The organism is Mycobacterium neglectum, assembly GCF_002591975.1.
GTDB classification, from domain to species: Bacteria; Actinomycetota; Actinomycetes; order Mycobacteriales; family Mycobacteriaceae; genus Mycobacterium; species Mycobacterium neglectum.
Genome location: NZ_NVQE01000033.1, coordinates 25,070 through 51,833 on the forward strand (window position 1 = coordinate 25,070; position 26,764 = coordinate 51,833).

Sequence of the window (26,764 nt, forward strand, 5' to 3'; positions counted from 1 at the left end):
ACTATCGTGATGGTCTGACTGCGGGTTGAGCGAGGAACCAATGACCCTGAGATCGACATCGAACGATGCGAAACGGCGTATCGACCAGGACGCCGATCCGCTGGGCCCCGATTCCCTGACGTGGAAGTACTTCGGCGACCTGCGACCGGCATGCTCGGTGTCTGGATCGGGGCGATCCAGAACATGTATCCCGAACTCGGCGCCGGCGTCGAAGATCACTCGATCCTGTTGCGCGAGCCGCTGCAGCGCGTCGCGCGTTCGGTCTACCCCATCATGGGTGTCGTCTACGACGGTGACCGCGCCGCGCACACCGGTCAGCAGATCAAGAGCTACCACAACACGATCAAGGGCGTTGACGCCGAAGGCCGGCGCTACCACGCACTGAATCCCGAGACGTTCTACTGGGCGCACGCAACGTTCTTCATGTTGATCATCAAGACCGCCGAATACTTCTGCGGCGGCCTCACCGATGCCGAGAAGCGCCAACTGTTCGACGAGCACGTGCAGTGGTACCGGATGTACGGCATGAGCATGCGTCCGGTTCCGGAAACCTGGGAAGAGTTCTGCGAGTACTGGGACGCGAAGTGCCGCGACGAGTTGGAGATCAACCGCGCGACGCTCGACATCTTCACGATCCGCATCCCCAAGCCGTGGTTCGTGCTGATGCCGACGCCGATCTGGGATCAGCTCTTCAAGCCGATGGTCGGCGCGCAGCGATGGATAGCCGCGGGCTTGTTCGACCCGGCGGTGCGCGAGAAGGCCGGAATGCGGTGGACGCCGGGCGACGAGGTTCTACTGCGGGTCTTCGGAAAGCTCGTCGAGTTGGCATTCGTGGCGGTGCCCGAAGAGATCAGGCTGCATCCGCGTGCGCTTTCCGCCTACCGCCGGGCACAGGGCAGGCTCCCCGAGGACGGGCCGTTGGTCGAGGCGCCCGCGTTCATGGCGCCGCCGCGTGATCGCCACGACATGCCGATGCACTATGTGCCGCCGCGCAAGTCACTGCTCGACCGAGCCGGGTCTTTGGTGCACACCACGTTCTCGTTGACGGGGTTGCGTCGACCGGCCCGGGGTCGTGGGGGAAAGCCGGGTAAGGCAGCCTAGAGCGCATGTTGGAATGGACAGACGTTGATCTTGCCGTGCGCGATGCCGTACGAGAGTTCGTGGACAAAGAGATTCGGCCCCATGTCGACGATCTCGAAAGCGGCGAGATGGAGCCCTACCCCATCATCCGCAAGCTGTTCACGACGTTCGGTATCGCCGAGATGTCCCGCGAATCCCTCAACAAGCGGCTCGCCCGCCTGCGCGATGGTCGCGCCTCGTCCTCCGAGGATGAACCATCCGGCGGCGGCTTCGGCGGTTCGGGCAGCATGGGATACGTCGTGGTCAGCGAGTTGTGCCGAGTCAATATGGGGATCGTCGCAGGCATGGGCGTCAGCCTCGGGCTGACGGTGCCGACCATCATGGGCCGCGGCACGCTCGCCCAACAGGAGCGCTGGCTGCCGGATCTGGTCACCTACGACAAGATCGGCGCGTGGGCGATCACCGAACCCGATTCGGGCTCGGATGCTTTCGGCGGCATGAAGTCCTATGTCGTGCGCGACGGTGACGACTACATCCTCAACGGCCAGAAGACGTTCATCACCAACGGCCCCGATGCCGACGTCGTGGTGGTATACGCCAAGCTCGACGAACGCGATGGCGCCGACAAGCGTGACCGCAAGGTGCTGACGTTTGTGCTCGATCGCGGCATGGACGGTTTCGTTCAGTCAAAACCATTCCGCAAGATGGGAATTCACAGCTCTCGTACCGGCGAACTGTTCTTCAACAACGTTCGACTCGGGCGTGACCGGCTGCTCGGCGAGACCGAAGGAGACCCCACCGACTCGGCATCCGACGGGCGCGCCAGCGCGCGGTCCAACTTCTCGGCAGAACGCATCGGCGTTGCGGCAATGTCGCTGGGCGTCATCGAGGAATGCCTGCGGCTGTGCGTCGAATATGCGAAGACCCGAAAGCTGTGGGGTAAGGAGATCGGTCAGTTCCAGCTGATCCAGCTGAAGCTGGCGAACATGGAAGTCGCCCGGATGAATGTGCGCAACATCCTGTTTCGCGTGATCGAGTCCGCCGAGAAGGGTAAGACGATCTCGCTGTCTGAGGCATCGGCGATCAAATGGTATTGCTCGCAGGCCGCCACCGATGTCGCGATGGAGGCCGTGCAGGTGTTCGGCGGCAACGGATACATGACCGAGTATCGCGTCGAGCAGTTGGCCCGCGACGCCAAGTCGTTGATGATCTACGCCGGCAGCAACGAGATTCAGATCACCCACGTCGCTGCGGGTCTGCTCAACGGCAACTAGGCGGCCGGCTCACCCGGTTGCCCGGCTCTGCGGGATATCTCAGCGACTTGGTCGTGTAGAGCAAGCACGCGCAGGTGGATACGGTGCTCGGTCGCGCGCGGCATCGATGCGGGGCAGTAACGGCCGCGCCGAAGCCGGAGCACCCGACCGCGGCCGATCTCCCAGCGAAGCGCGTCCGACACCGCCTTGGACGTACCTCCCGCGGTGTGAAAGCCGTGGTACGTCAGCGCGTCGATCAGTTCGGCGATGGTGGAAGGCCCGTGGTCGAACAGGTACGCGGTGAGCAGGTACCGAAGGTCGGAACCCCTCACCTCGAGCGAGTCGGTCATGGGCAGAGAATGGCACGGAGGTACGACATGTCAGCTTTCGTCGAGTGGCCAGTTAGTCGACGATTCCGGGCGGGATCCGTCAGATAACTGGCCACTCGGCGGATGTCAGTATGCCGACTAGCCTGATCGCGTGGACCTGAAGAACCAGACAGCACTGATCACCGGAGCCAGCGGAGGAATCGGCGAGGAGTTCGCCGTTCAATTCGCGAAGCGCGGGGTGAACCTCGTGCTGGTCGCACGTCGCGCCGAGAAACTCGCTGAGCTGCGCAAAACGCTGACCGAGCGGCATCCCGACCTCACGGTCGACGTGATCGCCGCCGATCTCGCCGAACCGGGGTCCGGCCCCGACCTGGCGTCGAAAGTCAGTGACCTCGGCAGGACGATCGACATTCTCGTGAACAACGCCGGCGTCGGCCTGCACGGCAAGTTCGTTGGGCAGGACGCGGCCGCGAATTCCGCCCAGATCCAGCTGAACTGCGGCACCCTGGTCGACCTGACGGCGTGCTATCTGCCCGCCATGACGGCGGCCGGTCGCGGCGTGGTCATCAACGTCGCGTCGACCGCGGCATTTCAGCCGACACCCGGCATGGCGGTCTACGGCGCCACGAAGGCATTCGTGCTGTCGTTCACCGAGGCGCTCTGGCAGGAGTGCAAGGGGACGGGGGTGCGGGTGCTCGCGCTGTGCCCGGGCGCCACCGAGACGGAGTTCTTCTCACGAACCGGGGAAGAGTTCCTCACCGACGGCAGGCAGACGCCCAAACAAGTGGTCGATACCGCGCTGGCGGCACTGGACAAGTCCACTCCGACCGTCGTCTCGGGTTGGCGGAACGCTCTGCTTGCCACCGGATACCGCATCACTCCGCGCAAGCTGATGGTTCAGATCTCCGAGCAGCTGCTAAAAGCCAACTAGCCGCGGTGCGCCATGGCGCTTTGATATAGGCAAATCGCCGCCGCCGATGCCACGTTGAGGCTTTCGGCGTTGCCCGGCATCGGAATCCGCACCCGATGGGTCGCGGCGGCTGCCAGTTCGGCCGCCAAGCCGTGCGCCTCCGGTCCGAACAGCCATGCCGTCGGGACGGCCAAATCCGTTTCGTCCAGCATTATTTCGCCGTCGACGGCGGTGGCCAGAACCGCGAGACCGGCCGCGCTGATCGCCGAAACCGCCGCAGCGGCATCCACCTCGGAAACGACGGGGATCGAGAAGATGCTTCCCGCCGAGGCGCGCAGGCACTTGCCGTTGTACGGATCGACACTGTGGCCGACGAGCACAACGGCGTCGGCGCCCATCGCATCGGCGACACGTATCAGGGTTCCGGCGTTGCCGGGCTCGGAGATCTCCGCCGCGACCGCAAGCAGCCGTGGCGAATCGGCGAGCACGTCGTCAAGCGAGGTCTCGGGCACCGAGCACACCGCGATCAGGCCAACCGGAGTCACCGTCTCCGACAATGCCTTTGCGGCACGCTCAGTCACCAGGTGCACCTGTGTACCGGCCAGCAGCGAACCGAATCGGTCCTGCGCGGCTTCGGTGACGAAGACCTCGGAAACGAGTCCGCGCCGCAACGCGGCCTCGACGAGGTTGGGCCCCTCGGCGAGAAAGCGTGCGGCGCGGCGTCGTCCGACGTGGCGGTGCAGCTTGATCGCTGCTGCCACCCGGTCTGCGCGTTCGGTGAGCGTCAGGCAGCCTCGCCCGACGGTGCGTTCACATCACTGGGCAACGCGCCCTTGGCAACCTCGACCAACGCGGTGAACGCGGCGGGGTCACTGACGGCGATCTCGGCGAGGTTCTTGCGATCCACCTCGACACCGGCCAGCTTGAGACCCTGGATAAGGCGGTTGTAGGTGATGCCGTTGGCGCGGCCAGCCGCATTGATCCGCGAGATCCACAGCTTGCGGAAATCGCCCTTACGAGCCTTGCGATCGCGGTAGGCATAGGTCAACGAATGCAGCTGCTGCTCTTTGGCTTTGCGATACAGCCGCGACCGCTGACCGCGGTAGCCCTTGGATGCTTTGAGTACTGTGCGCCGCTTCTTTTGCGCATTCACTGCGCGCTTCACGCGTGCCATGGGGGTATTCCTCTTCGTTCAGGTCCGTTCAGGTCCGGACCGGGGTCTGGGGCTGTCAGCCGTTCAGCAGTTTCTTGACGCGCTTGACGTCGTTGGCCGCCACCTCGGTGCGGCCGTCCAGCCGACGGGTGCGCTTGCTCGGCTTGTGCTCGAGCAAGTGCCGCTTGTTGGCCTTCTGGCGCACGATCTTTCCGGTCCCGGTGGCCCGGAACCGCTTGGAAGCGCCGCTATGGGTCTTCGCCTTTGGCATGTGTCCTCAGTTCAGTTCTGTGGTGTTTCGGTCGGTGCGCTCTCGGCGGGCTGCGCGCGTTGCGCGGCCGGAGCGTCGGCATCGTGCGCCGCCTTGGCACGAGTCTTCGCGCCGCGGTGCGGTGCCAGCACCATCGTCATGTTGCGACCGTCCTGCTTGGCCGACGTCTCGACGAAGCCGTAATCGGCGACGTCGGCGCCCAGCCGCTGCAGGAGTCGATAGCCCAGCTCGGGCCTCGACTGCTCGCGTCCGCGGAACATGATGGTCACCTTGACCTTCGACCCTGCTTGCAGGAAGCGGACGACGTGGCCCTTTTTGGTCTCGTAGTCGTGCGGGTCGATCTTGGGTCGGAGCTTCTGTTCCTTGACGACGGTCTGCTGCTGGTTCTTGCGAGACTCGCGCGCCTTCTGCGCCGTCTCGTATTTGAACTTGCCGTAGTCCATGATCTTGCAAACCGGGGGTTTGGCGTCTGGGGCTACTTCGACAAGGTCGAGATCGGCATCCGCGGCGACGCGGAGAGCGTCTTCGATGCGCACAATGCCTACTTGCTCGCCGCCCGGTCCGATCAGACGGACTTCAGGTACGCGAATGCGCTCGTTGACGCGGGTCTCAGTGCTGATGGGGCCTCCTATGTTGTCGTCTAGGAACCCCACCCATCAGCCTCTGTTCAAGGAACAGAAAAGCCCTGCTCAAAGCAGGGCCCATAGCCGACCAGGACAGGCATCGGATGCCTGTGACCGGACCGCTGGACCGGTATGGTCAGCGGTGGGAGTGGGACTCCACTTGCTGTCCCTGGCGTACGCCGGGACGGTCGCGCATGCCATCCTATCAGGGATGACCCAGGATCCCGCATCGCCCGAACCGGCGGCCGAGCTGCCGACCCGCGAGCTGGCCGATATCCCCGCCGTCGAGGTGATCACCAGGTCGGCGGTCATGTTGATGAGTGCCGCGGCCGAGAAGCTCGGGCTGTCGGCTGAGGATCCCGACGACAGCCCGCACCGCGATCTCGACGAGGCGCGCCGGCTGATCACGGCGCTCGCGGGTTTGGTTACGGCCTCCGCCGAGTACCTCGGACCGCACGCCGGACCGGTCCGCGATGGGTTGAAGAGCCTGCAGCTCGCATTCCGCGAGGCCAGCGCCGCACCGGAGGAACCGGGTCACGGTCCCGGGGAGAAATACACCGGCCCTGTCTGGTAGCTACTCACACCAATTTGACCGGCCGAGCGAATATCCTCGCGCCTTATGACCATCACTAGCCCGGCCGGCTCAGCGAACATCGCCAACGCCCGCCGCAACTCCGCGTTCAGGTGGGTGCCTGCCGCGGCCGGCTGGACGGTCGGCATCATCGCCACGCTGTCGCTCGTTGCGAGCGTCTCGCCGTTGTTCCGATCGCTGATCAAGGTGCCCCGCGAGTTCGTCAACGACTACATCTTCAACTTCCCCGACACCAGCTTCGCGTGGGCGTTTGTGCTGGTACTGCTGGCCGCCGCGCTGGCAGCGCGTAAGAGCATCGCGTGGTGGATCCTCGTCGGATACATGGTCGCGGCGGCCGGCTGGAACGTCGGGGACATCGTCTCCGGTGAGGAATCGTGGCTGCGCGAAAGCGGCGAGATCATCGGCCTGGCCTTCCACGTCGCCGCCATCGCATTCCTGATGTTGGCGCGCAAGGAGTTCTGGGCCAAAGTACGCCGCGGCGCGCTGATCAAAGCGGCGGCAACCCTTGTCGCCGGGCTGTTCGTCGGCACCCTGATCGGATGGGGCCTGATCGAGCTCTTCCCGGGGAGCTTGGCCCGCGAGGACCGCTTCTTCTACGCACTGAACCGGGTGGGCGCTTTTGCGGGCGCCAGCGCCGACTCGTTCACCGGTCACCCCCACGTGTTCATCAATGCGCTGCTCGGCCTCTTCGGCGCGCTGGCACTGATGGTGGCGGCGATCGTGTTGTTCCAGTCCCAACGCGCGGAGAATGCGCTCACCGGTGAAGACGAGTCGGCGATCCGGGGGCTGCTCGAGTTGTACGGCAAAAACGACTCGTTGGGCTACTTCGCGACGCGTCGCGACAAGTCGGTGGTGTTCGCGCCGACCGGCCGCGCCGCCATCACCTACCGCGTCGAGGTCGGTGTCTGCCTCGCCAGCGGCGATCCGGTCGGTGATCCCAAGGCCTGGCCGCAAGCCATCGAAGCGTGGCTGTTGCTATGCCAGGCCTACGGCTGGGCGCCAGGGGTGATGGGCGCGAGTTCGACTGCGGCCGAGGCATTCCGCGCGGCCGGCCTCAACGCCTTGCAGCTCGGCGACGAGGCGATCCTGTACCCCGACAATTTCCGATTATCGGGCCCGGACATGCGCGCAGTGCGGCAGGCGGTGACCCGGGCGCGACGCGCGGGTGCCGTGGTGCGGATCCGCAGGCACCGCGATCTCGACCCTGACGAGATGGCCAAGGTGGTCGAACGAGCCGATACCTGGCGCGACACCGACGACGAGCGCGGCTTCTCCATGGCACTGGGCCGACTGGGCGACCCGGCCGACGGCGACTGCCTGCTGGTCGAAGCCATTCAGCCCGGTGCCGGCGGCGACCAGGTCGTCGCGATGCTCTCTCTGGTGCCGTGGGGTGCCAACGGAGCGTCGCTGGATCTGATGCGCCGCTCCCCGCAATCCCCCAACGGCACCATCGAGCTGATGGTCAGCGAGCTGTGCCTGCAGGCCGAAGGCATTGGCGTGAGCCGTGTTTCGCTGAACTTCGCGATGTTTCGCTCCGCGTTCGAACAAGGGGCTCAGCTCGGCGCCGGTCCGGTCGCGCGGCTGTGGCGCGCCCTTCTGGTGTTCTTCTCCCGCTGGTGGCAGCTGGAGACGCTGTACCGCTCGAACATGAAGTACCAGCCCGAGTGGGTCCCGCGCTACGCGTGCTACGAGGACGCCCGCCTGGTCCCCCGCGTCGGGGTGGCGTCGGTGATCGCAGAAGGCTTCCTGGTGCTGCCGTTCTCCCGCAGGCACTCCCAGCCGCACACCGGACATCACACCGCGGTGCCGCAGAGCATCGTCGATCGCGGCCTGTTGCACCCAGACGGCACCGCCCCTGATGTCGACGAACTTGCGGTGGGGCTGGACGAGGAGGAACGTTCTCGGCTACCCGAACAGGTCCGGGTCCGAATGGCCAAGCTCAAGACGTTGCAGGACAGCGGAATCGACGCCTACCCCGTCGGCGAAGAACCCAGCCACACCATCCTTGCCGCGGTCGAATCGGAGGGCGCGGGCACGGTGACCGTGGCCGGGCGGGTACTGCGCATCCGCGATTACGGTGGCGTGCTGTTCGCGCAGCTGCGCGACTGGTCCGGGGAAGTTCAACTGCTGCTGGACAATTCGCTGCTCGAAGAGGGCACGACGGTGGATTTCACGCATGCTATCGATCTGGGCGACCTGATCGCAGTGTCCGGGACCATGGGATTCAGCAAGAAGGGCACCCGGTCGCTGATCGTGCTCAGCTGGCGGATGATCGGCAAATGCCTGCGCCCGCTGCCGGACAAGTGGAAGGGACTGACCGATCAGGAGGCGCGGGTACGCGCCCGATATGTCGACCTGGCGATCAACTCCGAGGCCCGCGATCTGATCCGGGCCCGCAGCGGTGTTCTGCATGCGATCCGCGAAACCCTGTTCCACAAAGGATTTCTGGAGGTCGAGACGCCGATTCTGCAGCAGATCCACGGCGGCGCCAACGCCAGGCCGTTCCTGACCCACATCAACGCCTATGACCTCGACCTGTACCTGCGGATCGCGCCGGAGCTGTACCTCAAGCGCCTGTGCGTCGGCGGTGTCGAGCGGGTCTTCGAGCTGGGCAGGGCATTTCGCAACGAGGGCGTCGACTTCAGCCACAACCCCGAGTTCACGCTGCTGGAGGCCTATCAGGCCCATGCGGACTACAACGTGTGGATCGACGGCTGCCGGGAGCTGATCCAGAACGCCGCGCAAGCCGCCAACGGGGAGCACGTGTTCATGCGTCCCCGCGACGACGGCACGCTGGAGCCCGTCGACATCTCGGGCGCGTGGACGGTCAAGACCGTGCACCAGGCGGTGTCGGAGGCGCTGGGCGAAGAGATCGGTCCCGAGACGGACCTGACGACGCTGCGGCGGCTGTGTGACGGGGCGAAGATTCCTTACCTCACGCACTGGGACACCGGTGCGGTGGTGCTCGAACTGTACGAGCATCTGGTCGAGGACCGCACCGAGGCGCCGACGTTCTACAAGGACTTCCCCACGTCGGTGTCACCGCTGACGAGACCGCACCGCAGCATCCCGGGTATCGCCGAGCGCTGGGACCTGGTTGCGTGGGGCGTCGAACTGGGGACGGCCTACAGCGAATTGACCGATCCCGTCGAGCAGCGCCGGCGGCTGCAGGAACAGTCGATGCTTGCGGCGGGCGGCGATCCGGAAGCCATGGAACTCGACGAGGACTTCCTGCAGGCCATGGAGTACGCGATGCCCCCGACGGGTGGCCTCGGCATGGGCGTTGACCGCGTCGTCATGCTGATCACCGGCCGCAGCATCCGCGAGACGCTGCCCTTCCCCCTGGCCAAACCGCGTTAGCAGCTTCTTCACAGCGTGCCCCAAGCATCCGCGGTCACTCTTGTGGCCGTGACGCTTCGCGAGATGCTGCGCCATCACCTGTCCCTGCTGCACGGCTGGATTCCCATCACGGTCCAGATCCTGGCCGGCATCGCGCTGGTGGCGGCGGTCTGCTGGGGCATCCAGCGCTGGCGATACGTCTGGGTGCCGTGGGCCGCGCTGTGCGGAATCGCGCTGACCGCCGCGGCGTACTGGTACGTCGAATCGGAAGGTCTCGCGGGAAACCCGGCGCCCCACGGGCTCTGGGTCTGGATCGGGCTGACGGGCACCGCAGCGGGCGTGCTGGTCGCCGGCTGGCGTGGGTCGACATGGCCGCGGCGGCTGCTGGCGGCCTCGGCGGTGCCACTGTGCCTGTTGTCTGCCGGTTTGGCGCTGAACCTGTGGACCGGCTACTTCCCAAGCGTCCAGACCGCGTGGAATCAGTTCACCGCAGGCCCGCTGCCCGATCAGACAGATCAGGTGACGGTGTTGGCGTTGCAGCACCGCCACCAGGTTCCCGCGAAAGGCACGGTGGTGCCCGTGCAGATCGGCGACTCGGCCTCGGGCTTCAAACATCGCGAGGAACTCGTCTACCTGCCACCCGCCTGGTATGCGACCGACCCACCGCCGCCGATGCCGACGATCATGATGGTCGGTGGGGAGTTCAACACGCCCGCCGACTGGGTCCGGATCGGCAACGCGGTCGCCATCGCGGACAACTTCGCGGCCGCCCATGGCGGCAATGCGCCGGTGCTCGTATTCGTCGACGCGGGTGGCACGTTCAACAACGACACCGAATGCGTCAACGGCAGTCGCGGCAACAGCGCCGATCACCTCACCAAAGATGTTGTGCCGTTCATGGTTTCGAAGTTCGGAGTGAGTGCACACCGAGAGAACTGGGGTGTCGTGGGCTTCTCGATGGGTGGTACCTGCGCCGTCGACCTCGCTGTGATGCATCCCGATATGTTCAGCGCCTTCGAGGACATCGCGGGTGACAGCGCCCCTAACTCGGGCACGAAGGACGAGACCATCTCACGGCTGTTCGGCGGCAATGTCGCGGCCTATGCGTCGTTCGATCCCACCAACGTCATCACCCGCCACGGCGCCTACAGCGGTGTCGCCGGCTGGTTCGCCGTCAACAGCGCAGCGTCTCCGGAGCAGAGTTCGGCCGCGAACTCACTGTGCGGCCTCGGCAACGCGAACGGGATCAGCTGTGCCGTCGTCACTGCACCAGGTATGCATGACTGGACTTTCGCGTCACAGTCCTTCGCGTCCGCGCTGCCCTGGATGGCAGGTCGACTCCGTACACCGCGGGTTCCGCCGACGCCGTTGCCCACACCACCGCCGCCACCGCCGATCGTTCAGGTGGCCGCGAAGTAGCGGGTAGCGTGGACGACATGCCGGACGAACCCGCCAAGGAGCCGGAAGCAACCGTCGAACCTGTCGTCGAAGCGGAATTGGTTGAGGATCCTACGCCGACGGCGGCGCCACCCGAACCGGCCGACACGGGCTACACCGCGGGCGGTGTCCCGACGTTCGATTCGGTGCGCGAGAAGATCGAAACCCGCTACGGCACGGCGATCGGCGCTGCGGAACTCGATGCCGAAACGCCGGAAGGCCGCACAGTCGAGGAGCAGTACGAAGCCCGGCAGCGTGCCGCCGCCGAACGGCTGGCGCAGATTCGCGAGTCGATGCGCAAGCCCGAGTCTCAGTAGTCGGATTCGGCGGCCAGGACCTCGGCCAGATAGGCGTCGGCCGGCGGCGAGGCCAGCCGCGATCGCGCGAAATCCCGGATGCGATCACGAATCTGCGCAGACTCACCGGCCTCCGCGCCGATAGTCAGCGTGGATGTGCGCCAATCATGTCCCCACGCAGTCGATTCCGATATGGGTTGCTGATCGGCATCGACGACGGGGAAAGTCGCTCGCCCGTCGGCACCGAGCACGCCCTCGCCCCTGAACGGACCCGAGCGCAGCCGAACGGAGATGCCGTTGGGTGAACCCATCCCCGACAATGCGACTCGCACAATCGCTGTCACCGCCTCGTCGACGGACTCGACCCTCCAGTCGACGGTGTCCTCTGCGGCATCGAAGATTCCGGAAGGAACGGCCGACCACTGGATCGAACCGACACCCGTCGCAACAGTCGTCGCGGTGGTTCGACCGATATCGCCACCCGCGGCCAGCGCGAAGTCGTCGCGGCGGACCGCTTGTGCCGGCGTGTCGAAGACGATGCCCACCTCGTCAGCAAGATCGGTACATTTCTCGACAAGCTCGATGATGCGCGGATCACCCTCTTGGACATGGGCGTTGAGTGCGGCGACATGCGGCCTCAGCACTTCGGCCGCGTCGGAGTCGAAGGTGTCGTCGGTGAAGAAGTCCTCGGCAGCGGCGGTGAGGATCGCGATCTCCGCATCCAACAATGCCGCGTCGAGCGTCGCGATCCCGTCTCGGTCACTCGCCGGCCACCACCGCCGGAGCCAATGCCCGAAGGCCAACCGTCGCAACCCGTCCAGCGATCCGGGAAGCACATCGACGCCGGTCAGGTCGACGGCGTGAGCCTCATCAGGTGGAGCATGATCGACCGTGGACGCGACCGCACGGTGTCCGGCCTCGCCGAGCACCCGCCAGAGCCAGTCCGCCCTGGACGGATCGGTGAACGTGATCTGGGGATCGGCACCACGATCGTCGATGGTCCACGACAGCACCGCACCGCTGATCTCGAGCACGGCCAGCAGCGGCGAGGGCGCAACGAAGGGGCCCGTACTCCATAGCCCGGAATCTGACCTCAACTTCATCCCGCTACCTGCAGTTCCAGCATCGTCTTGATGCGCTGCCGGTGATCGAGGCTCACCGAGCGCGCGACGCCCTCTAGCAGCGCGCGGACGTCATCCACATCGGAGCACGGTTCCTGCCATACGTCGCGCCCGTGCAGACGCGCCCACAGGCGGCTCAGATACGGCCGGGCGAAAGCCGCAAGATCGTCGATCACCTGCTGCTGACGAGGATGGACGGGGCCGCCATCGGCGAGGTAGCGACGCGCGTGCAGCACATACGCCTCCTTGCGCAGCCGCGCCTGGATCTGACGGGCCAAGTCGTAGCGGGTCGTCGCGGTAGCGGATAGCGGAGCCAGGTCGACGGCGACCTCGATCCCGGCGACGAGAGTCGCCTGTTTGTCCTCGGCCATCAGCCCCCACGGTGCGCAGCACCGGTCGACCTCTTCCTCGCACAGCATCGGGACATCGGGCAGTTCTTCGCGATCCATCGCGCGGCGCAGTGTCGCGCGCACTCGGTCGATCACCGATCGATTGAGCGGTCGCTCGTTGTCGGTGCCGCCAATGACCGCCGGCGGATTCTGCGGTTCAGCGGAACTGAGCCCCAGGCGCACGATCGACCACGGCAGCTGCGTGCCGTCATGATGCGCCGCGGCCCCGAGGTTGTACGGCGTCACATCGGCGATCAGCGCATGCCACACCCGCTGTCGCGCCGCGGCTTGGCTGTGCGAGTCGGCCGGGCCGAGCACGGTGGTCAGCCCCGATAGGAACGGGCGGGTGATCTCGGTTCCGGCCCGAACATCGCTCCAGCTGGACCGAAGCTGCTCCGACAGTTCCGCGATGACGACGTGGTCGGACGAATAAGTGTTCAGCGCCTCGATCGCGGTACGGTCACGGTCGGCGTGGATATCACGCAGGACCGATTCGGCCGCACCGGAATCGGGCTGGGCCGGTGGACCTTTCGTGACGGCAAGCTCGAAACAGACCGGAAAGTACAGCTCCTGGGCGTTCCCGCTGGTGATCCGGAGCCGGCGACGCTCACGTTTGAGCAGCTCGAACCACGCTGCCGCCGAGCGTAACTCGGCGGCTCGGCCGACGATCACCTCATGCATGGCTTCGGCCACTTCGGCCGCCACAAACGGTGCCGAGAACTGCGTGTTAGAGCGCAAGCGCAGCACCAACGGGTCGAGGATCCGCTTCACGGTGCGCCGCAGTGGGCCACCGTCGTCACCGCTGAGCACCTCGACTCCTGGCCCGATTGCCCGCCAAGCGCGGTCGATCACCGCCCGGCGCGGATGTGCGACGGCGACGGCCGTCTCGGCGGTGCTCATAGGAACAGGATAGGAGGCGGGCATCGGGGAAAAGTTGGGTTCGGTAGCCGACGGGGCGTCCGACCCTGGTGACATGTCCAGCGCGTATTCGATCGCTTTCGTCATGTTTCTACTCGTCGCCACGTCCTTTGCCTACCTGATTCCCGACCGCGACAGCACTGTTGCCGCCCCTACCGACGCTGACGCCGACGAAGCCGATGAGCGGCTCGCCACCGACGACGACATGGTGACCATCCGGGCCGAGTTCGACCGGATGCTGGTCGGGAAAGGCCTGGTCACCGATAGTCAGATTGACCTGATCCGGCATGGCACCAAATCCCGCGCCGTGGTCACCGGCATGCGAACCACCGGGCATTTCCGTGAGGATTTTCGCGAGGTCGAACTCGACGTGATGGTGCATCGGCCGTGCGGCGGACAGTTCGCGGCTCATGAGAAGGCCCTGATCCCCGAGTCGGCGATCACGAAGGTGACCCCCGGCAGCATCATCGACACGTATTACCGATCCAGCGACGAGTCCGCGGTCGCCGTCTGTGTGTCGCCACGCTGATCACCGGGCACCGTCGACGGCGAAGGTCGCCAGCGCGGCCCAATAGAGCGGGCTTGCGGTGAGATCGCCGTCGCTGAACCGTCGCATCTGTTCCCGCTGCCAGCCGTTCACCGCGCGTCCGGCATCGCCGGCTTCGTGTGCGCGGTCCACGGCACGGATCGCGTCTGCCATCGGATCGACGTCCGCGTTCGTCGACGCGAACAAGCGATAGCCGGCAGCGGTGGGAAGCGACCACAGGGTGGCCGTCACCAACTCAGCACCCCCGAGAATCATCGCGGCCACCAGTCCGGTCGCTTCGTCGAATCGGTAGTCGCCACCGGATGCACAGGCCAGCAGGCCGACCCGGGGAGGCAACGGCAGCCTCAGTGACATCAGATCCGATGCGGTGAGCGGTCGGTCGTCAGCCAGGTGCAGTGCGGCCCGGTCGGCATGGCCGACGTCGCCGTCCGCTGCGGTGGCGTGGCCGACGTAGAGCAGACGGCTTGGAGCCTGCGCCAGCAGCTCTTTCAGCCAGGCCCGATCGGCGTCGGCGCGCCGGAACAGGTCGACGGAAGTCGCGACGTCGGGTAGCACGTCCCGGACACCCATCAGTTCGCCGAAGTGCTTGGCCAACGGCGTATCCGACGACGGGCGTCCGAGCACGGACCCGAGCGCTGAGTCCGGCCGCTGACCCGGCACCCGGGGATCAAGAACCAGCAGCGGCGGCCTGGCCCGCCGACCGCCCCAGCCGGCGGGTTCGCGCGGTGAATGGACGATGTTCGGTGGAGCCGCCATCAGTACGTCGACCAGCTCGATGAGTCGGTGGCCATCGTCGCCGGGCATCGCAATGAGGCCCCACGGCACCCGCGCCAGCCGCGCGCTCGGCGATACGAACAACGCTGCCCTCGGCGAAGAGGCCGAGTCGACAAGCAAATGCCAGGCGTCGGGTGCGATCAGGTGCGTTCCGAGAGTGCGCGCAATCGCCAATTCCGTTGCCGGTGAGGCGAACGCGCCCTTGGTGATCGCACGCTCGAGCGCGTCACGCCGATTCTCGCCGTCAATCGGATCAGGCAGCGCTCCGGTCAACTCGTCCAGCGCAGCGCGCAGCGCCGCCTCCTCGATCACCCACGTCACGGTCTTGGCTGGCTCCCCGACCAGGCGCAGGCTGACGTACGTGGCGATGCCGACATCGGCGAATCGCAGTACCAGGGTGGCTGTTTCGGCCTCGGATTCGGCGTCCGTCACGGCCACGTCGCCCATGTGGGGCCACGTGCGGTCACGTCGCGGCCGTACCGTTCCGCCGCCAGGGTGCGATAGCGCGTCAGGATGGGAGCCGAGTTCGGGTCCATCTGCAGCGGCGGCAACGGACCAAGCCGCGTCAGCCCCGCACTTCCATTCGACGACGACTCACCCGCCGCGACCAACGCGTACTCGTCGGTGGTCTCCAGCGGCACCGTGGCAGTGGCGGTGCCCGTCAGCTCGACGGTCTCGGAGTCCGGCTCCGCACTGAATGTGCCGCGCGCACTGTGGTACTCGACCAGTTCGCTGACGAGTTCGGTGTTTCCCGATTCCCAGGCGACGGCAAACGCGCCCGCCAACATGCGGGCGGACACATGGGTGGCCCAGCGCATTCTGGCGTCGGCATCGGCGATCGCATGCCGTACCGAGTCGACGGCAAGTGCAGCGGGCACCTTCAATTCGGCGGCCTTCTCGAGTTTGACCGCCGCGTTCTGCGGGTCGGCCAATGCGTCGGCGCGCCAGATGCTGCCGATGTGGTCATGCAGGCGGGCGTATTGCAGCCAGCTGTGTCGCGGCCACGAATCGAGGAGCTCCTGCGCCTCTTCCGTGCGCCGACGCGCGGCGTCGAAGTCGCCCCGAAAGATGTCAACCCAGCTGCGCTGCAACAGGATGCGATGGATATGGAGCGGCTTCTCGATTTCACGCCAGTGCCGCTCAGCGTGGCCGAAACGCTCGTCGGCGTCGTCGAGCTTGTCGATCGAGAGGGCGATCAGGCCGAAGTACAGCCAGCATCGCGACACGTCGTGCGCCCGCATGCCCTCGGCGATCGCCGGATAGGACTCATGCGCAAGATCTTGTGCCTGCGCCCGGTCGCCCACCGCCCAGGCTGCCGTCGCACGTTCGAATTTCGTTCTCGCCGTGCCCAACGCCCAGCCGCGGGCTTCGGCGCGGGCACCCGCCCGTCGCAGCCAAGGTTCGGCCTGAGGCAGCCGTCCCGTTTCGATACAGAACCGGCCGTAGGACGTCGCACCGAACACGAGTAGGTAGTCGTCGAACTCATCGCCGCCGCGCGTTCCGTCGATCGTATCGATCACGTTCTCCCACAAGTGAACCGACTGCACATGCAGATCGTCGTCGCACAGGGCATTGGCGCACAGAATGCGCGCGAAGGTGATGAAACGCCCGTGCTCGTCCGCGAGATCCGGGTAGTCGGTGGTGTCATCCATCAGCACCAGCAGCGCGGCCTCGGCCGCTTCGTGTTCGCCGTGCGCCGCAGCCAGGCCCGTCTGGAGGAACTGTGCCCGACGGGAGTACCGGCAGATCATGTGGTCGACCTCGGCGTCGGACATCGTCACCTGCGGCGCCAGATCGGGCCGCCTACCCGCCCGGATCTCGCCGTAGGTGGCCAGGCATTCGCGGATCCGGCGGACGGACTCGTCGGTACCGTCATAGGCGGTGCGAACGAGGTAAAGCTGGCCCAGTTGGGCGTAAACCTCCAAGAGCCAGTCGTCGCGGTCGGCTGTCTCGATTGCGGGAACGAGCGAGAGCAGCAGATCCTTGGCCGCGTCCTCGTTGGCGGCGAACACCAGATGGCGTGCCCGCTCGAGGTCGGCCAGGATGGTCATTTCTGAATCATAGGAAGCGGCGGACGTGGAGGGTACGTCCACCGCTTCCGGTATGCGGCCGATCAGGTGCAGTTCACCTTGATCGTGAACGGCTTGGTGATCATGCCCGCCATCGGATTCGCCATGTCGGCGCCGACAGCCTCACCGGTGATGGTGTAGCTGCTTCCGTCGACCTTCACCTCTGCAGAGCCGGTCTTGGCGCCCATCATGTTGGTGACGGCGAGCGCGCTGCCGTCCACCGACATGCCGAGCGACTCGACGGTCGGGGTGGCCTCGTCGGTCATGACGACGGCGAGCCCGGCCTGGCCGTTGATGGCCGCGCTGGCGACGTTGATCTTGCCGCCCTGCTTGACGCAGGTCACCGAGTTGAGATCCAGACCGGACAGGTCACTGCCGGCGACCTTGACCTCGGTTGAACCACCCGTGCTCGCCTGAGGCTGGCTTGGCGCGGCCTCTGACTTCTTGTCGTCGGAACAGCCCACCAGCACAGCCGCGCCGAGAGCCAGCCCGACCACACCCGTGACAACTCGATTCATCGATCTTCCCTTCGTTTTACGCCGCCCCACTGGCGTCGTCGTGATGTCAGTCAAGGCGGCGGGTGCGGCTACCGATCCCAAACTCTGTCGGTATCCGCAGGTAGCGTTCGCAGGTGATGCGGTCATTCACGGTTGCCGAGCGGCGGGCCAGGCTCGCTCGCCGGCACTTTCTCAACGCCAACGCGCATTCCGCGGCCGACGTTGCAGGCGATGTCGTCGGTCTGCACGCCACCGACCCGGCCACGCCGTATCTATCGCTGTGGGCGCGGGTGCCCGGCTTCACCCTCACCGATCTGGACACCGCGTTGTACCAACGCCGGACGCTGGTGAAGCACTTGGCAATGAGGCGGACGCTGTGGGTGATCCGCGCCGAGGACCTGGCGGCTGTACAAGCCGGCGCCAGCGACAGGGTGGCGGGCAACGAGCGCCGAAAGGTCGTCGCCGATGCCCAGAAGTCCGGCGTCTGCGTCGACGGCGATGCGTGGCTGGATACCGCATCGGCCGCAGTACTCACCCATCTCGGCAAGCACGGTCCGACCACCGCCAGGGACTTGCGGGCGGCGCTCCCGGAGCTGGCTGGACAGCATGACCCAGCGCCGGGCAAGCGGTGGGGCGGCGAAACACCGCTGGCACCAAGAATTCTGACCGTGCTTTCGGTCCGCGGCGACATCGTCCGGGGGCCCAACGACGGAGGCTGGACCGTCTCGCGGCCGCGGTGGACGTCGATGGTGGACTGGCTCCCGTCGACCCCCGACGCCGTACCCGCAGAGCTTGCGCGCACCGCATTGGTGCGACGGTGGCTGCGTGCCTTCGGGCCGGCGACAGTCACCGACATCAAGTGGTGGTTCGGCAACACACTGACGTGGGCGCGTCAGGCGCTGGTCGACCTCGAAGCCGTCGAGGTGGATCTCGATGGCACACCGGGTTTCGTGCTGCCCGACGATTTGGAGGTCGAACCCGACGCCGAACCGTGGTGTGCGTTGCTGCCCGGCCTCGACGTCACGACGATGGGATGGTTCGACCGCGACTGGTATCTCGGCGGGCACCGCAGTCAAGTGTTCGACACGAACGGCAACGGCGGCCCGACCGCGTGGTGTGACGGTCGCATCGTCGGCGCGTGGGGCCAGGATGCCGACGGCCGGGTCGAACTGCGATTGCTCGAGGACGTCGGCCGCACAATAGAGAAGGCCCTGCAACGGCGCGCCGACGAGCTGACCGAATGGCTGGCAGGCGTTCGGGTCAGCCCGCGATTCCCGTCGCCGCTGTCACGCGCCCAGAACTGAGTGCGGCCGCGCGGCCAGATACCTCGAGCCCTTACGAATCCCGTGAAACCCGAGCGATACCGGGTCGAAGCGTGGCGGGACGGCATTGCCGAGGTGCACAGCCAGCGCGGCAATCACAGTCCTGGTCAGGATCGGCTTCGCCGCAACCCAGTCGTCGACGCCCTCACTGAGGAGTTCGCCCTCCTTGCATGCGAGTTCGTAGGCGAGCACGCTCGCGGCGATCACTCCCCAGGCCCGCTTGGCGTTTACGTCGAGGACCATCACAGGTCCTTATCTCGTGTCAACGCCCAGATCTCGCACTGACGTTGACCCCAGTCGACGACGAACGCGGTGACGACTGCTGCACATGTCGCGATGATGAAAGTCATGAGGACTCCTTGACGGCTGGCCTCGGTTATCTATGTGACAAGGGTCACCCAGAACGCCGCGCGATGTCTCCACAGCTAGGTCCAGAAGCGGGGCGTAAAACCGGAATTCTCAATACCTGCCAGCAGGTATCAGGCGCTGACCTTGCGGCGCTTGCGCACCTTCGGCTTCGGCCGCGAGACACCCAGCGACTCGGCCAGGAAGTGGCCCGTGTAGCTGTCGGTGTTGACGGCGACGTCCTCGGGGGTGCCCGCCGCGACCACCGCGCCGCCGCCCGCTCCGCCCTCGGGGCCCATGTCGACGATCCAGTCGGAGGTCTTGATCACATCGAGGTTGTGCTCGATCACGATGACCGTATTGCCTTTGTCGACAAGGCCATTGATGACGGCGAGCAGCTTGCGAATGTCTTCGAAATGCAGCCCCGTGGTCGGCTCGTCGAGGATGTAGATGGTGCGGCCGGTCGACCGCTTCTGCAGTTCGGACGCGAGCTTGACGCGCTGCGCCTCGCCGCCGGAGAGCGTCGGCGCCGGCTGCCCGAGCCGGACGTAGCCGAGTCCGACATCGACCAGCGTCGCCAGGTAACGATGGATCGACGTGATCGGCTTGAAGAACTCCGCCGCTTCCTCGATCGACATGTCGAGAACCTCGGCGATGGTCTTGCCCTTGTAATGCACCTCGAGGGTCTCGCGGTTGTAGCGGGCGCCCTGGCACACCTCACACGGCACGTACACGTCCGGCAGGAAATTCATCTCGATCTTGATGGTGCCGTCACCCGAGCAGGCTTCGCAGCGGCCACCTTTGACGTTGAACGAGAACCGGCCCGGCTGGTAGCCGCGGACTTTCGCCTCCGTCGTGGCCGCGAACAGCGTGCGGATCTTGTCGAAGACGCCGGTATAGGTGGCCGGGTTGGACCGCGGCGTCCGGCCGATCGGCGACTGGTCGACGCGGACGAGCTTGTCCAGCTTGTCCAGACCCGTCACGCGGGTGTGCCGGCCAGGCACCTGTCGGGCGCCGTTGAGCTTGTTGGCCAGCACCGACGCCAGGATGTCGTTGACCAGCGTCGACTTGCCCGAGCCGGAGACGCCGGTGACCGACGTCAGCACGCCGAGCGGGAACGCCACGTCGATCTCGCGCAGGTTGTGCTCGCGCGCGCCGACCACGGTCAACTGCCGCTTGCGGTCGGTCGGCCGCCGGATGGCGGGGACCTCGATCTCCTCTTTGCCCGAAAGATAGGCGCCGGTAATCGAATTCGTGTTGGTCAGCAGGTCTTCGTACGTACCGCTGTGGACGATCTGACCGCCGTGCTCGCCTGCCGCAGGCCCGATGTCGACAACCCAGTCGGCGTGGGCGATGGTGTCGAGGTCGTGCTCGACGACGATCAGCGTATTGCCGAGGTCCCGCAACCGGATCAGCGTTTCGATGAGCCGCCTGTTGTCGCGCTGATGTAGTCCGATCGATGGTTCGTCGAGTACGTAGAGCACCCCGACGAGCCCGGAGCCGATCTGGGTGGCCAACCGAATGCGTTGCGCCTCACCGCCGGACAGCGTGCCTGCCGCCCGCGACAACGACAGATAGTCGAGTCCGACGTCGAGCAGGAACCCGAGCCGCGACTGGATCTCCTTGAGCACCTGGCCGGCGATGGCCTGTTCGCGCGATCCGAGGGTCAACGCGTTGAGGAACTGCGAGCAATCGGCGATCGACAGTTCGGCCACCTCGGCGATCGACTTGGCGCCGTACTCCCCCGCCGTCATCGTCACCGCCAGGATCTCGGGCTTGAGCCTGGTGCCCTCGCACTCGGGGCACGGCACGTCACGCATGAATCCCTCGTAGCGCTCTTTCATCTGCTCGGAGTCGGTCTGCTCCATGCGACGCTGCAGGAACGCCATCACGCCCTCGAAATCGGCGTAGTACGAACGGGTTCGGCCGTAGCGGTTCTTGTACCGCACGTGCACCTGCTCGTCGCAGCCTTCGAGAATGGCCTTGCGCGCCTTCGCGGGCAACTTCTTCCACGGTGTGTCCACGTCGAACCCGAGCGCGTCGCCGAGCCCCGACAACATCCGGGTGAAGTACTCGGCGGTCTGCCCCATGGACCACGGCGCGATGGCGCCTTCGGCGAGCGTCAGGTCCGGGTCCGGGATGACGAGTTCGGGGTCGACCTCCTTGCGAATGCCCAGGCCGACGCATTCCGGGCAGGCACCGTATGGCGAGTTGAAGGAGAACGACCGCGGCTCGAGGTCGTCGACGGCGAGCGGGTGCCCGTTGGGGCATGCCAGCTTCTCGGAGAACCGCTGCTCGCGGTGCGGGTGGTCGTCCTCGCGGTCGACGAACTCCAGCACGACGATGCCGTCGGCCAGATTCAGGGCCGTCTCCACCGAGTCGGTCAGCCGCTGCTTGGCGGTGGACTTGACCGTCAACCGGTCGACGACGACCTCGATGTCGTGTTTCTCCTGCTTCTTCAGCGTGGGCGGCTCGGTCAGCGGATACACCACGCCGTCGACGCGCACCCGGCTGTAGCCCTGCGTGTTCAGCTTGTCGAACAGGTCGACGAACTCGCCCTTGCGGGTGCGCACCACCGGTGCGAGCACCTGGAAGCGCAGACCCTCGTCCATCGCGAGGACCTGGTCGACGATCTGCTGCGGCGTCTGGCGAGCGATGCGCTCACCGCACACCGGGCAGTGCGGGGTTCCGGCGCGGGCGTAGAGCAGACGCAGGTAGTCGTACACCTCGGTGATGGTGCCCACAGTCGACCGAGGGTTGCGGTTGGTCGACTTCTGGTCGATGGACACCGCAGGCGAAAGGCCCTCGATGAAGTCGACGTCGGGCTTGTCCATCTGGCCGAGGAACTGGCGCGCGTACGCGGACAGCGACTCGACGTAGCGGCGCTGGCCCTCCGCGAAAATCGTGTCGAAGGCCAGCGACGACTTGCCCGAACCGGACAGGCCGGTGAAGACGATCAGGGCGTCGCGAGGCAGGTCGAGATCGACGCTTTGCAGGTTGTGTTCGCGCGCACCCTTGACAATCAGGCGATCAGCCACACGCGCTCTCTTTCAACGACGAAGACCTCCGAAGACATAGTTGAAACCCATGCTATGTGCCGCCACCGACAACTCCCCAGGCAAGCCAGATACCGTGAGGACATGACCGTCGTCGACGACAACTACACCGGCCACACCGAAGCGCAGACCGCCGCCCGCCGCACCCTTCCTGGTGCGTCGATCGTCAAGGTTTCAGTGGGCCCGATGGATAACAACGCGTACCTGGTGACGTGTTCCCAGACCGGCGAGGCGCTACTCATCGACGCGGCCAACGACCCCGAGATTCTGCTCGAACTGATCGAGCGCTTCGCGCCGAAATTGTCGCTGATCGTCACCAGCCACCAGCACTTCGATCACGTGCAGGCCCTCGAACAGGTCGCCAAGTCCACCGGCGCACCGACAGCGGCGCATCAACTCGACGCCGAGGCACTGCCGGTCACGCCAGATCGGATCCTCGCTCAGGGCGACACCGTGAAGATCGGTGACCTGACCTTCGACGTCATCCACCTTCAGGGTCACACCCCCGGATCGGTGGCGCTGGCGCTCGTCGGCGCCGACGACAAAACCCACCTGTTCACCGGCGACTGCCTGTTTCCCGGCGGCGTCGGCAAGACGTGGCAGGAGGGCGACTTCGAGAAGCTGCTCACCGACGTGACCAGCAAGGTCTTCGACGTCTACGGCGACTCGACGGTCGTCTACCCGGGCCACGGCGATGACACGACGCTTGGCACCGAGCGCCCACACCTCGGCGAGTGGAAGCAACGCGGTTGGTGAGGGCCCGGCCACGCTGTGAATCCGCTGTCCTACGCTGATGCGCAGAACTCGTCGAGGAGACTGCAGGAGATCGGGTGAACCAGGATCAGTTGAAGAAGGCTCAAAGCGGTGCCGGTTTCATCGCCGCACTTGACCAGAGCGGCGGCAGCACTCCCAAGGCGCTGAAGCTCTACGGCATTTCCGAGGACGCCTACTCCGGCGACGAGCAGATGTTCGACCTGGTGCACGAGATGCGGACCCGCATCATCACCAGCCCGGCCTTCAACGGCGACCGCATCATGGGCGCGATCCTGTTCGAGATGACGATGGACCGCCAGGTCGAGGGCCGCCCGACCGCCGACTACCTGTGGAACGTCAAGAACATCGTTCCGTTCCTCAAGATCGACAAGGGTCTGAACGACGAACAGGACGGCTCGCAGACCATGAAGCCGATGCCGGGGCTCGACGATCTCCTCGACCGGGCAGTGGCCAACGGCGTCTTCGGCACCAAAGAGCGCTCGGTCATCAAGTTGCCGGGTTCGGGCCTCGACGCCGTCGTCGCCCAGCAGTTCGAGGTGGGTCAGCAGGTCCTCGCGAAGGGTCTGGTGCCGATCATCGAGCCCGAAGTCGACATCAAGAGCCCCAAGAAGGCGGAGGCCGAGGACCAGCTCAACGCCGCGTTGCTGGCCGGGGTCAACGCGCTCGGCGACGACCAGAAGGTCATGCTCAAGCTGACACTGCCCGACACCGACAACCTTTACAAAGAACTCGTCGATCACCCGAAGGTGCTGCGGGTGGTGGCCCTGTCCGGCGGTTACGCCCGCGACGAGGCCTGCGAGAAACTGGCCCGCAACACCGGCGTCATCGCGAGCTTCTCGCGTGCGCTGACCGAGGGGCTGACGGCACAGCAGAGCGACGAGGAATTCAACGCCACGTTGGATCAAGCGATCGCAAGCATTGCCAAGGCCTCAGCCAGCTGAGCTGATTCGCGGGGCCGCGGCGGCACTGGTCGCCGGCGCCCTGCCTGCTCTGGCCTTTCCCGCTCCCTCGTGGTGGTGGCTGGCGTGGGTCGGGCTCATTCCACTGCTGTTCGTGGTCCGCGCGGCGCCGACCGCGGCGCAGGGTGGCGGACGTGCCTGGATGGGTATGGCCGGTTTCCTGCTGGCGAACCAATATTGGCTGTTTCCGAGTAGCGGACCGCTGCTGGCCGTGTTCGCGGTCGGCATCGGCGTGCTCTGGTTTCCATGGGGGTGGGCGGCACATCGACTGCTCGCCGGCAAGCCGACGGCCCGCCAGATCCTCATCGCGGTCGCCGTACTCCCTTCGGCCTGGGTGCTCGCCGAGGGCGTGCGCTCGTGGCACCGCCTCGGCGGACCGTGGGCGCTGCTCGGCGGCTCGCAATGGAATCAGCCGGCGACGCTTGCGCCCGCCTCGGTGGGCGGCGTCTGGCTCGTCGGCTTCCTGGTGGTCGCCGTCAACACTGCGTTGGTCGGGGCGATCCTGTTGCGCTCGTGGCGCGCGGTGGCGCCGGCGGTCGTCCTCGCGGTCCTCGGTCCGGTGTGGTTCTGGTGGGGTCCGGCACCCGTGCCGGGATCATCGGTGCGCGTGGCGCTGGTTCAGCCCGGCGACATCGACGACGCGGCGGCGCGTCAGCGGGCCAGCGAATCTCTCACCGAAGGTTTGGCGGGCGAAGGGATCGACCTCGTGGTGTGGGGTGAGAGCAGCGTGGGCGTCGATCTGGCGGACCATCCGGACGCGCTGGCTCGCCTGGTCGAATTGCGCCGACGGGTCGGGGCGGACGTGTTGGTCAATGTCGACGCACCGGCCCGCAACGGCGGGATCTACAAATCGTCGGTACTCATCGGCGCCGACGGGCCACGCGGCTCGTATGCGAAGACGCGGCTGGTGCCGTTCGGCGAGTACGTGCCGCTGCGGCCGCTGCTGGGTTGGGCCACGCGTCACACCAAGGCGGCCGGCGAGGACCGCCGACGCGGGGAAGGACCGGTCGTGCTGAACACGGGATCCCTGGCCATCGGACCGCTGATCAGCTTCGAGACCACGTTCTCGGATCTGCCGCGGCGCGTGGTGCGCCTTGGGGCCGAGATGCTGGCGTACCAGAGTTCGACGTCGAGCTATCAAGGCAGCTGGGCGCAACCACAATTGGCGAGCATGGCCGCGGTCCACGCCGCCGAGACCGGCCATCCCGCTGTGCACGCCGGGACATCAGGTGTCAGTTCGGCGTTCGACGCCCGCGGTCGCGAACTCGGCCGGCTGCCCGCGTCGGACGAAGGTGTGCTGGTGATCGATGTGCCGCTGGCGTCTCGCGTCACCGTCTACGACCGGCTCGGCGATTGGCCGATCCTGTTGTCGCTGTTGGTCCTTACGGCGTGGTGTGCACAATCAGGACGTCGGTCTTGGACCGGCGCGCGACGTTGGCGGGTACGGAGCCGAGCAGGCGGCTCGCGATCGTGGACAGGCCTACGTTGCCGACCACGAGAAGGTCCGCCTTGACCTCCTCAGCGAGGTCGACCAGGGCGTCGACGGGTGCGCCGACGATCGCCTTCTCCTCAACCTTCTTGGCGCCCGCCTGCTGCGCACGTTCCTTGGCCTCACGCAGAATCGCGTAGATAGGGGCGTTGCCCGCCATCTTGTAGCCCTCGTCCTTGAGGACGTCGGCTGCGCGCTGATCTTCGCTCTGGGGGAAGTACGCCGTCGCGACGATCACCGTCGCGCCGGACCCGGCGGCGATCTGGCCGGCTTTCTCCACCGCGCGCAGCGACGAATCCGAACCGTCCGTGCCGACCAAGATGGTCGTGTAGCCGCTCATTCGTGCCCTCCCAATGTAGGTTGCAGCGCCACCCGAGACAGTAACCCGTTCTCCGGCGAACATGGGTGCGAATCACCACACATGAATGGCATCAGCCTGGTCTTTCGCCGTTCTTGCTCTATCAACATCACTGAAGTCCTTCCGACGTGACCCCGCCTACATGCCCTGGTCGGAATCGCAGGTGGACAGGTTTGGGGTAGCGGTACCGGTTGCCGGGTAATCGCGTGCCATGGCAGCGCAATCCGCGGCCGAATTCGTCCCGGACACCCTGGATATCGACGAACTCGCGGCGGCCGCACACAGCTGTAAGGGCTGCGACCTGTACCTGGACGCGACTCAGGCGGTGCTCGGCGCGGGTTCGGCCACAGCCGGTCTCGTGTTGGTCGGCGAACAACCCGGCGATCACGAGGACAAGGCGGGCGCACCGTTCGTCGGGCCTGCAGGCAGGCTGCTCGACAAAGCGCTCTTGGCGGCACATGTGGACAGAGACCGCGTGTACGTCACCAACGCGGTGAAACATTTCAAGTTCACACTTCCGGAGCGCGGCAAGCGCCGCATCCACAAGACGCCCAGTCGCACCGAAGTGGTGGCCTGTCTGCCATGGCTGTTCGCCGAGTTGATGGCCGTACAGCCGGATGTGGTGATGCTCCTCGGCGCCACGGCGGCAAAGTCGATGATGGGCAGCGCATTTCGGATCACGGCTCATCGCGGCGAGGTGCTGCACCTGCCGGAGTGCGACGATCTCACGTTCGATCCACAGATTGTCGTGACCGCACACCCCTCATCCGTGCTGCGCGGACGCCCGGAGGACCGCGACGAGGCCTTCGACGCGCTGGTCTCGGATCTGCGATTAGCGGCCGGGCTGCTGTCCTCGTAGGACA

General features: G+C 66.0%; 24 protein-coding genes and 2 pseudogenes. 13 read left to right on the plus strand and 13 right to left on the minus strand.

The annotated features are described in order from the left end of the window. Nucleotides 1-40 precede the first annotated feature (40 nt). Together CSQ99_RS22250 and CSQ99_RS22255 are read left to right on the plus strand one after the other, a co-directional pair. Nucleotides 41-1,101 (plus strand): annotated as a pseudogene (locus tag CSQ99_RS22250) (oxygenase MpaB family protein). Nucleotides 1,102-1,106: 5 nt separating this feature from the next. After that, nucleotides 1,107-2,354 carry an acyl-CoA dehydrogenase family protein gene (locus tag CSQ99_RS22255; protein WP_099041174.1) on the plus strand — a complete coding sequence of 416 codons (1,248 nt, stop codon included), beginning with the start codon at nt 1,107-1,109 and terminating at the stop codon, nt 2,352-2,354. Here CSQ99_RS22255 and CSQ99_RS22260 read toward each other — a convergent pair. Next, nucleotides 2,351-2,683: a hypothetical protein gene (locus CSQ99_RS22260; RefSeq protein WP_099041175.1), complete on the minus strand. Its 333-nt coding sequence runs from the start codon at nt 2,681-2,683 to the stop codon at nt 2,351-2,353. The two genes, CSQ99_RS22255 and CSQ99_RS22260, sit on opposite strands and share 4 nt — an antisense overlap. Nucleotides 2,684-2,813: 130 nt before the next feature. On the opposite strand from CSQ99_RS22260, the gene CSQ99_RS22265 reads away from it, so the two are divergent. Further along, nucleotides 2,814-3,593, plus strand: a complete 780-nt coding sequence (locus tag CSQ99_RS22265; RefSeq protein WP_099041176.1) for an SDR family NAD(P)-dependent oxidoreductase — start codon at nt 2,814-2,816, stop codon at nt 3,591-3,593. Here CSQ99_RS22265 and CSQ99_RS22270 read toward each other — a convergent pair. From CSQ99_RS22270 to infC, 4 genes are read right to left on the minus strand one after another with little or no spacing between them, the layout of a single operon-like run. Then, nucleotides 3,590-4,333: a TrmH family RNA methyltransferase gene (locus tag CSQ99_RS22270; protein WP_099041177.1), complete on the minus strand. Its 744-nt coding sequence runs from the start codon at nt 4,331-4,333 to the stop codon at nt 3,590-3,592. The genes CSQ99_RS22265 and CSQ99_RS22270 overlap by 4 nt on opposite strands. A 23-nt stretch (nt 4,334-4,356) precedes the next feature. Then, nucleotides 4,357-4,746 (minus strand): 50S ribosomal protein L20, encoded by a 390-nt coding sequence (gene rplT / locus CSQ99_RS22275; RefSeq protein WP_099041178.1) that lies wholly within the window; start codon nt 4,744-4,746, stop codon nt 4,357-4,359. A 55-nt stretch (nt 4,747-4,801) separates the two neighbouring features. Next, nucleotides 4,802-4,996, minus strand: coding sequence for a 50S ribosomal protein L35 (gene rpmI, locus CSQ99_RS22280; protein WP_099041179.1), 195 nt, complete (start codon nt 4,994-4,996; stop codon nt 4,802-4,804). A gap of 11 nt (nt 4,997-5,007) precedes the next feature. Beyond that, nucleotides 5,008-5,616 (minus strand): translation initiation factor IF-3, encoded by a 609-nt coding sequence (infC, locus tag CSQ99_RS22285; RefSeq protein ID WP_176561154.1) that lies wholly within the window; start codon nt 5,614-5,616, stop codon nt 5,008-5,010. 214 nt (nt 5,617-5,830) lie between these two features. Here infC and CSQ99_RS22290 point away from each other — a divergent pair, with 214 nt between their 5' ends. The 4 genes from CSQ99_RS22290 (at nt 5,831) to CSQ99_RS22305 (ending at nt 11,304) form a co-directional block, all read left to right on the plus strand. Continuing rightward, nucleotides 5,831-6,193, plus strand: a complete 363-nt coding sequence (locus tag CSQ99_RS22290; RefSeq protein ID WP_099041212.1) for a DUF1844 domain-containing protein — start codon at nt 5,831-5,833, stop codon at nt 6,191-6,193. Nucleotides 6,194-6,238: 45 nt separating this feature from the next. Next, nucleotides 6,239-9,571, plus strand: coding sequence for a bifunctional lysylphosphatidylglycerol synthetase/lysine--tRNA ligase LysX (lysX, locus tag CSQ99_RS22295; RefSeq protein ID WP_099041181.1), 3,333 nt, complete (start codon nt 6,239-6,241; stop codon nt 9,569-9,571). A gap of 63 nt (nt 9,572-9,634) precedes the next feature. After that, a complete protein-coding gene (locus CSQ99_RS22300) occupies nt 9,635-10,969 on the plus strand; it encodes an alpha/beta hydrolase (protein WP_099041213.1) in 1,335 nt (444 codons plus the stop codon). A 17-nt stretch (nt 10,970-10,986) separates the two neighbouring features. Continuing rightward, the gene (locus CSQ99_RS22305) at nt 10,987-11,304 is read left to right on the plus strand and encodes a hypothetical protein (protein ID WP_176561151.1); all 318 of its coding nucleotides are present in this window, start codon (nt 10,987-10,989) and stop codon (nt 11,302-11,304) included. On the opposite strand, the gene CSQ99_RS22310 is transcribed toward CSQ99_RS22305, so the two are convergent. Both CSQ99_RS22310 and CSQ99_RS22315 read right to left on the minus strand, forming a co-directional pair. After that, nucleotides 11,298-12,386 carry a hypothetical protein gene (locus CSQ99_RS22310; RefSeq protein WP_099041182.1) on the minus strand — a complete coding sequence of 363 codons (1,089 nt, stop codon included), beginning with the start codon at nt 12,384-12,386 and terminating at the stop codon, nt 11,298-11,300. The two genes, CSQ99_RS22305 and CSQ99_RS22310, sit on opposite strands and share 7 nt — an antisense overlap. Further along, a complete protein-coding gene (locus tag CSQ99_RS22315; protein ID WP_099041183.1) occupies nt 12,383-13,693 on the minus strand; it encodes a hypothetical protein in 1,311 nt (436 codons plus the stop codon). The genes CSQ99_RS22310 and CSQ99_RS22315 overlap by 4 nt, the downstream gene beginning before the upstream one ends. Nucleotides 13,694-13,766: 73 nt before the next feature. Here CSQ99_RS22315 and CSQ99_RS22320 point away from each other — a divergent pair, with 73 nt between their 5' ends. Then, nucleotides 13,767-14,240, plus strand: coding sequence for a hypothetical protein (locus tag CSQ99_RS22320; protein WP_099041184.1), 474 nt, complete (start codon nt 13,767-13,769; stop codon nt 14,238-14,240). Here the strand turns inward: CSQ99_RS22320 and CSQ99_RS22325 are convergent, their stop codons facing one another. From CSQ99_RS22325 to CSQ99_RS22335, 3 genes are all read right to left on the minus strand, one after another. Further along, a complete protein-coding gene (locus tag CSQ99_RS22325) occupies nt 14,241-15,479 on the minus strand; it encodes a CHAT domain-containing protein (RefSeq protein ID WP_099041185.1) in 1,239 nt (412 codons plus the stop codon). It abuts the gene before it with no gap. Further along, the gene (locus CSQ99_RS22330; protein ID WP_099041186.1) at nt 15,461-17,083 is read right to left on the minus strand and encodes a hypothetical protein; all 1,623 of its coding nucleotides are present in this window, start codon (nt 17,081-17,083) and stop codon (nt 15,461-15,463) included. The genes CSQ99_RS22325 and CSQ99_RS22330 overlap by 19 nt, the downstream gene beginning before the upstream one ends. A 62-nt stretch (nt 17,084-17,145) precedes the next feature. After that, nucleotides 17,146-17,619, minus strand: coding sequence for a lipoprotein LpqH (locus CSQ99_RS22335; protein WP_099041187.1), 474 nt, complete (start codon nt 17,617-17,619; stop codon nt 17,146-17,148). Nucleotides 17,620-17,735: 116 nt separating this feature from the next. Between CSQ99_RS22335 and CSQ99_RS22340 the strand changes: the two genes are divergently transcribed. After that, nucleotides 17,736-18,902 carry a winged helix DNA-binding domain-containing protein gene (locus CSQ99_RS22340; RefSeq protein ID WP_099041188.1) on the plus strand — a complete coding sequence of 389 codons (1,167 nt, stop codon included), beginning with the start codon at nt 17,736-17,738 and terminating at the stop codon, nt 18,900-18,902. Here CSQ99_RS22340 and CSQ99_RS22345 read toward each other — a convergent pair. Both CSQ99_RS22345 and uvrA read right to left on the minus strand, forming a co-directional pair. Continuing rightward, nucleotides 18,885-19,163 (minus strand): DUF7427 family protein, encoded by a 279-nt coding sequence (locus CSQ99_RS22345; protein ID WP_099041189.1) that lies wholly within the window; start codon nt 19,161-19,163, stop codon nt 18,885-18,887. The genes CSQ99_RS22340 and CSQ99_RS22345 overlap by 18 nt on opposite strands. Before the next feature lie 236 nt (nt 19,164-19,399). Then, complete coding sequence (gene uvrA, locus CSQ99_RS22350; protein WP_099041190.1) at nt 19,400-22,303, minus strand: excinuclease ABC subunit UvrA; 2,904 nt, start codon at nt 22,301-22,303, stop codon at nt 19,400-19,402. A 102-nt stretch (nt 22,304-22,405) separates the two neighbouring features. Between uvrA and CSQ99_RS22355 the strand changes: the two genes are divergently transcribed. The 3 genes and pseudogenes from CSQ99_RS22355 to lnt all read left to right on the plus strand — a co-directional run. After that, complete coding sequence (locus CSQ99_RS22355) at nt 22,406-23,077, plus strand: MBL fold metallo-hydrolase (RefSeq protein ID WP_099041191.1); 672 nt, start codon at nt 22,406-22,408, stop codon at nt 23,075-23,077. Between the two features lie 74 nt (nt 23,078-23,151). Then, on the plus strand, nt 23,152-24,036 hold the full coding sequence (locus CSQ99_RS22360; protein ID WP_099041192.1) for a fructose bisphosphate aldolase: 885 nt from the start codon (nt 23,152-23,154) through the stop codon (nt 24,034-24,036). After that, nucleotides 24,014-25,471: pseudogene (gene lnt, locus CSQ99_RS22365) on the plus strand (apolipoprotein N-acyltransferase); the annotation flags it as partial. The gene CSQ99_RS22360 and the pseudogene lnt, both read left to right, overlap by 23 nt. On the opposite strand, the gene CSQ99_RS31520 reads toward lnt, so the two are convergent. After that, the gene (locus CSQ99_RS31520) at nt 25,437-25,883 is read right to left on the minus strand and encodes a universal stress protein (protein ID WP_099041193.1); all 447 of its coding nucleotides are present in this window, start codon (nt 25,881-25,883) and stop codon (nt 25,437-25,439) included. The pseudogene lnt and the gene CSQ99_RS31520 sit on opposite strands and share 35 nt — an antisense overlap. Before the next feature lie 229 nt (nt 25,884-26,112). Between CSQ99_RS31520 and CSQ99_RS22375 the strand changes: the two genes are divergently transcribed. Next, nucleotides 26,113-26,760, plus strand: coding sequence for a UdgX family uracil-DNA binding protein (locus CSQ99_RS22375; protein ID WP_099041194.1), 648 nt, complete (start codon nt 26,113-26,115; stop codon nt 26,758-26,760). Nucleotides 26,761-26,764: the final 4 nt, after the last annotated feature.

Excerpts from the sequence above, each read along its gene's own strand:
- CSQ99_RS22255 (WP_099041174.1), top strand. The coding sequence starts at position 1,107 with ATGTTGGAATGGACAGACGTTGATCTTGCCGTGCGCGATGCCGTACGA.
- CSQ99_RS22260 (WP_099041175.1), bottom strand. The coding sequence starts at position 2,683 with ATGACCGACTCGCTCGAGGTGAGGGGTTCCGACCTTCGGTACCTGCTC.
- rplT (WP_099041178.1), bottom strand. The coding sequence starts at position 4,746 with ATGGCACGCGTGAAGCGCGCAGTGAATGCGCAAAAGAAGCGGCGCACA.
- rpmI (WP_099041179.1), bottom strand. The coding sequence starts at position 4,996 with ATGCCAAAGGCGAAGACCCATAGCGGCGCTTCCAAGCGGTTCCGGGCC.
- CSQ99_RS22290 (WP_099041212.1), top strand. The coding sequence starts at position 5,831 with ATGACCCAGGATCCCGCATCGCCCGAACCGGCGGCCGAGCTGCCGACC.
- lysX (WP_099041181.1), top strand. The coding sequence starts at position 6,239 with ATGACCATCACTAGCCCGGCCGGCTCAGCGAACATCGCCAACGCCCGC.
- CSQ99_RS22300 (WP_099041213.1), top strand. The coding sequence starts at position 9,635 with ATGCTGCGCCATCACCTGTCCCTGCTGCACGGCTGGATTCCCATCACG.
- CSQ99_RS22305 (WP_176561151.1), top strand. The coding sequence starts at position 10,987 with ATGCCGGACGAACCCGCCAAGGAGCCGGAAGCAACCGTCGAACCTGTC.
- CSQ99_RS22310 (WP_099041182.1), bottom strand. The coding sequence starts at position 12,386 with ATGAAGTTGAGGTCAGATTCCGGGCTATGGAGTACGGGCCCCTTCGTT.
- CSQ99_RS22315 (WP_099041183.1), bottom strand. The coding sequence starts at position 13,693 with ATGAGCACCGCCGAGACGGCCGTCGCCGTCGCACATCCGCGCCGGGCG.
- CSQ99_RS22320 (WP_099041184.1), top strand. The coding sequence starts at position 13,767 with ATGTCCAGCGCGTATTCGATCGCTTTCGTCATGTTTCTACTCGTCGCC.
- CSQ99_RS22325 (WP_099041185.1), bottom strand. The coding sequence starts at position 15,479 with ATGGGCGACGTGGCCGTGACGGACGCCGAATCCGAGGCCGAAACAGCC.
- CSQ99_RS22330 (WP_099041186.1), bottom strand. The coding sequence starts at position 17,083 with ATGACCATCCTGGCCGACCTCGAGCGGGCACGCCATCTGGTGTTCGCC.
- CSQ99_RS22335 (WP_099041187.1), bottom strand. The coding sequence starts at position 17,619 with ATGAATCGAGTTGTCACGGGTGTGGTCGGGCTGGCTCTCGGCGCGGCT.
- CSQ99_RS22340 (WP_099041188.1), top strand. The coding sequence starts at position 17,736 with ATGCGGTCATTCACGGTTGCCGAGCGGCGGGCCAGGCTCGCTCGCCGG.
- CSQ99_RS22345 (WP_099041189.1), bottom strand. The coding sequence starts at position 19,163 with ATGGTCCTCGACGTAAACGCCAAGCGGGCCTGGGGAGTGATCGCCGCG.
- CSQ99_RS22355 (WP_099041191.1), top strand. The coding sequence starts at position 22,406 with ATGACCGTCGTCGACGACAACTACACCGGCCACACCGAAGCGCAGACC.
- CSQ99_RS31520 (WP_099041193.1), bottom strand. The coding sequence starts at position 25,883 with ATGAGCGGCTACACGACCATCTTGGTCGGCACGGACGGTTCGGATTCG.
- CSQ99_RS22375 (WP_099041194.1), top strand. The coding sequence starts at position 26,113 with ATGGCAGCGCAATCCGCGGCCGAATTCGTCCCGGACACCCTGGATATC.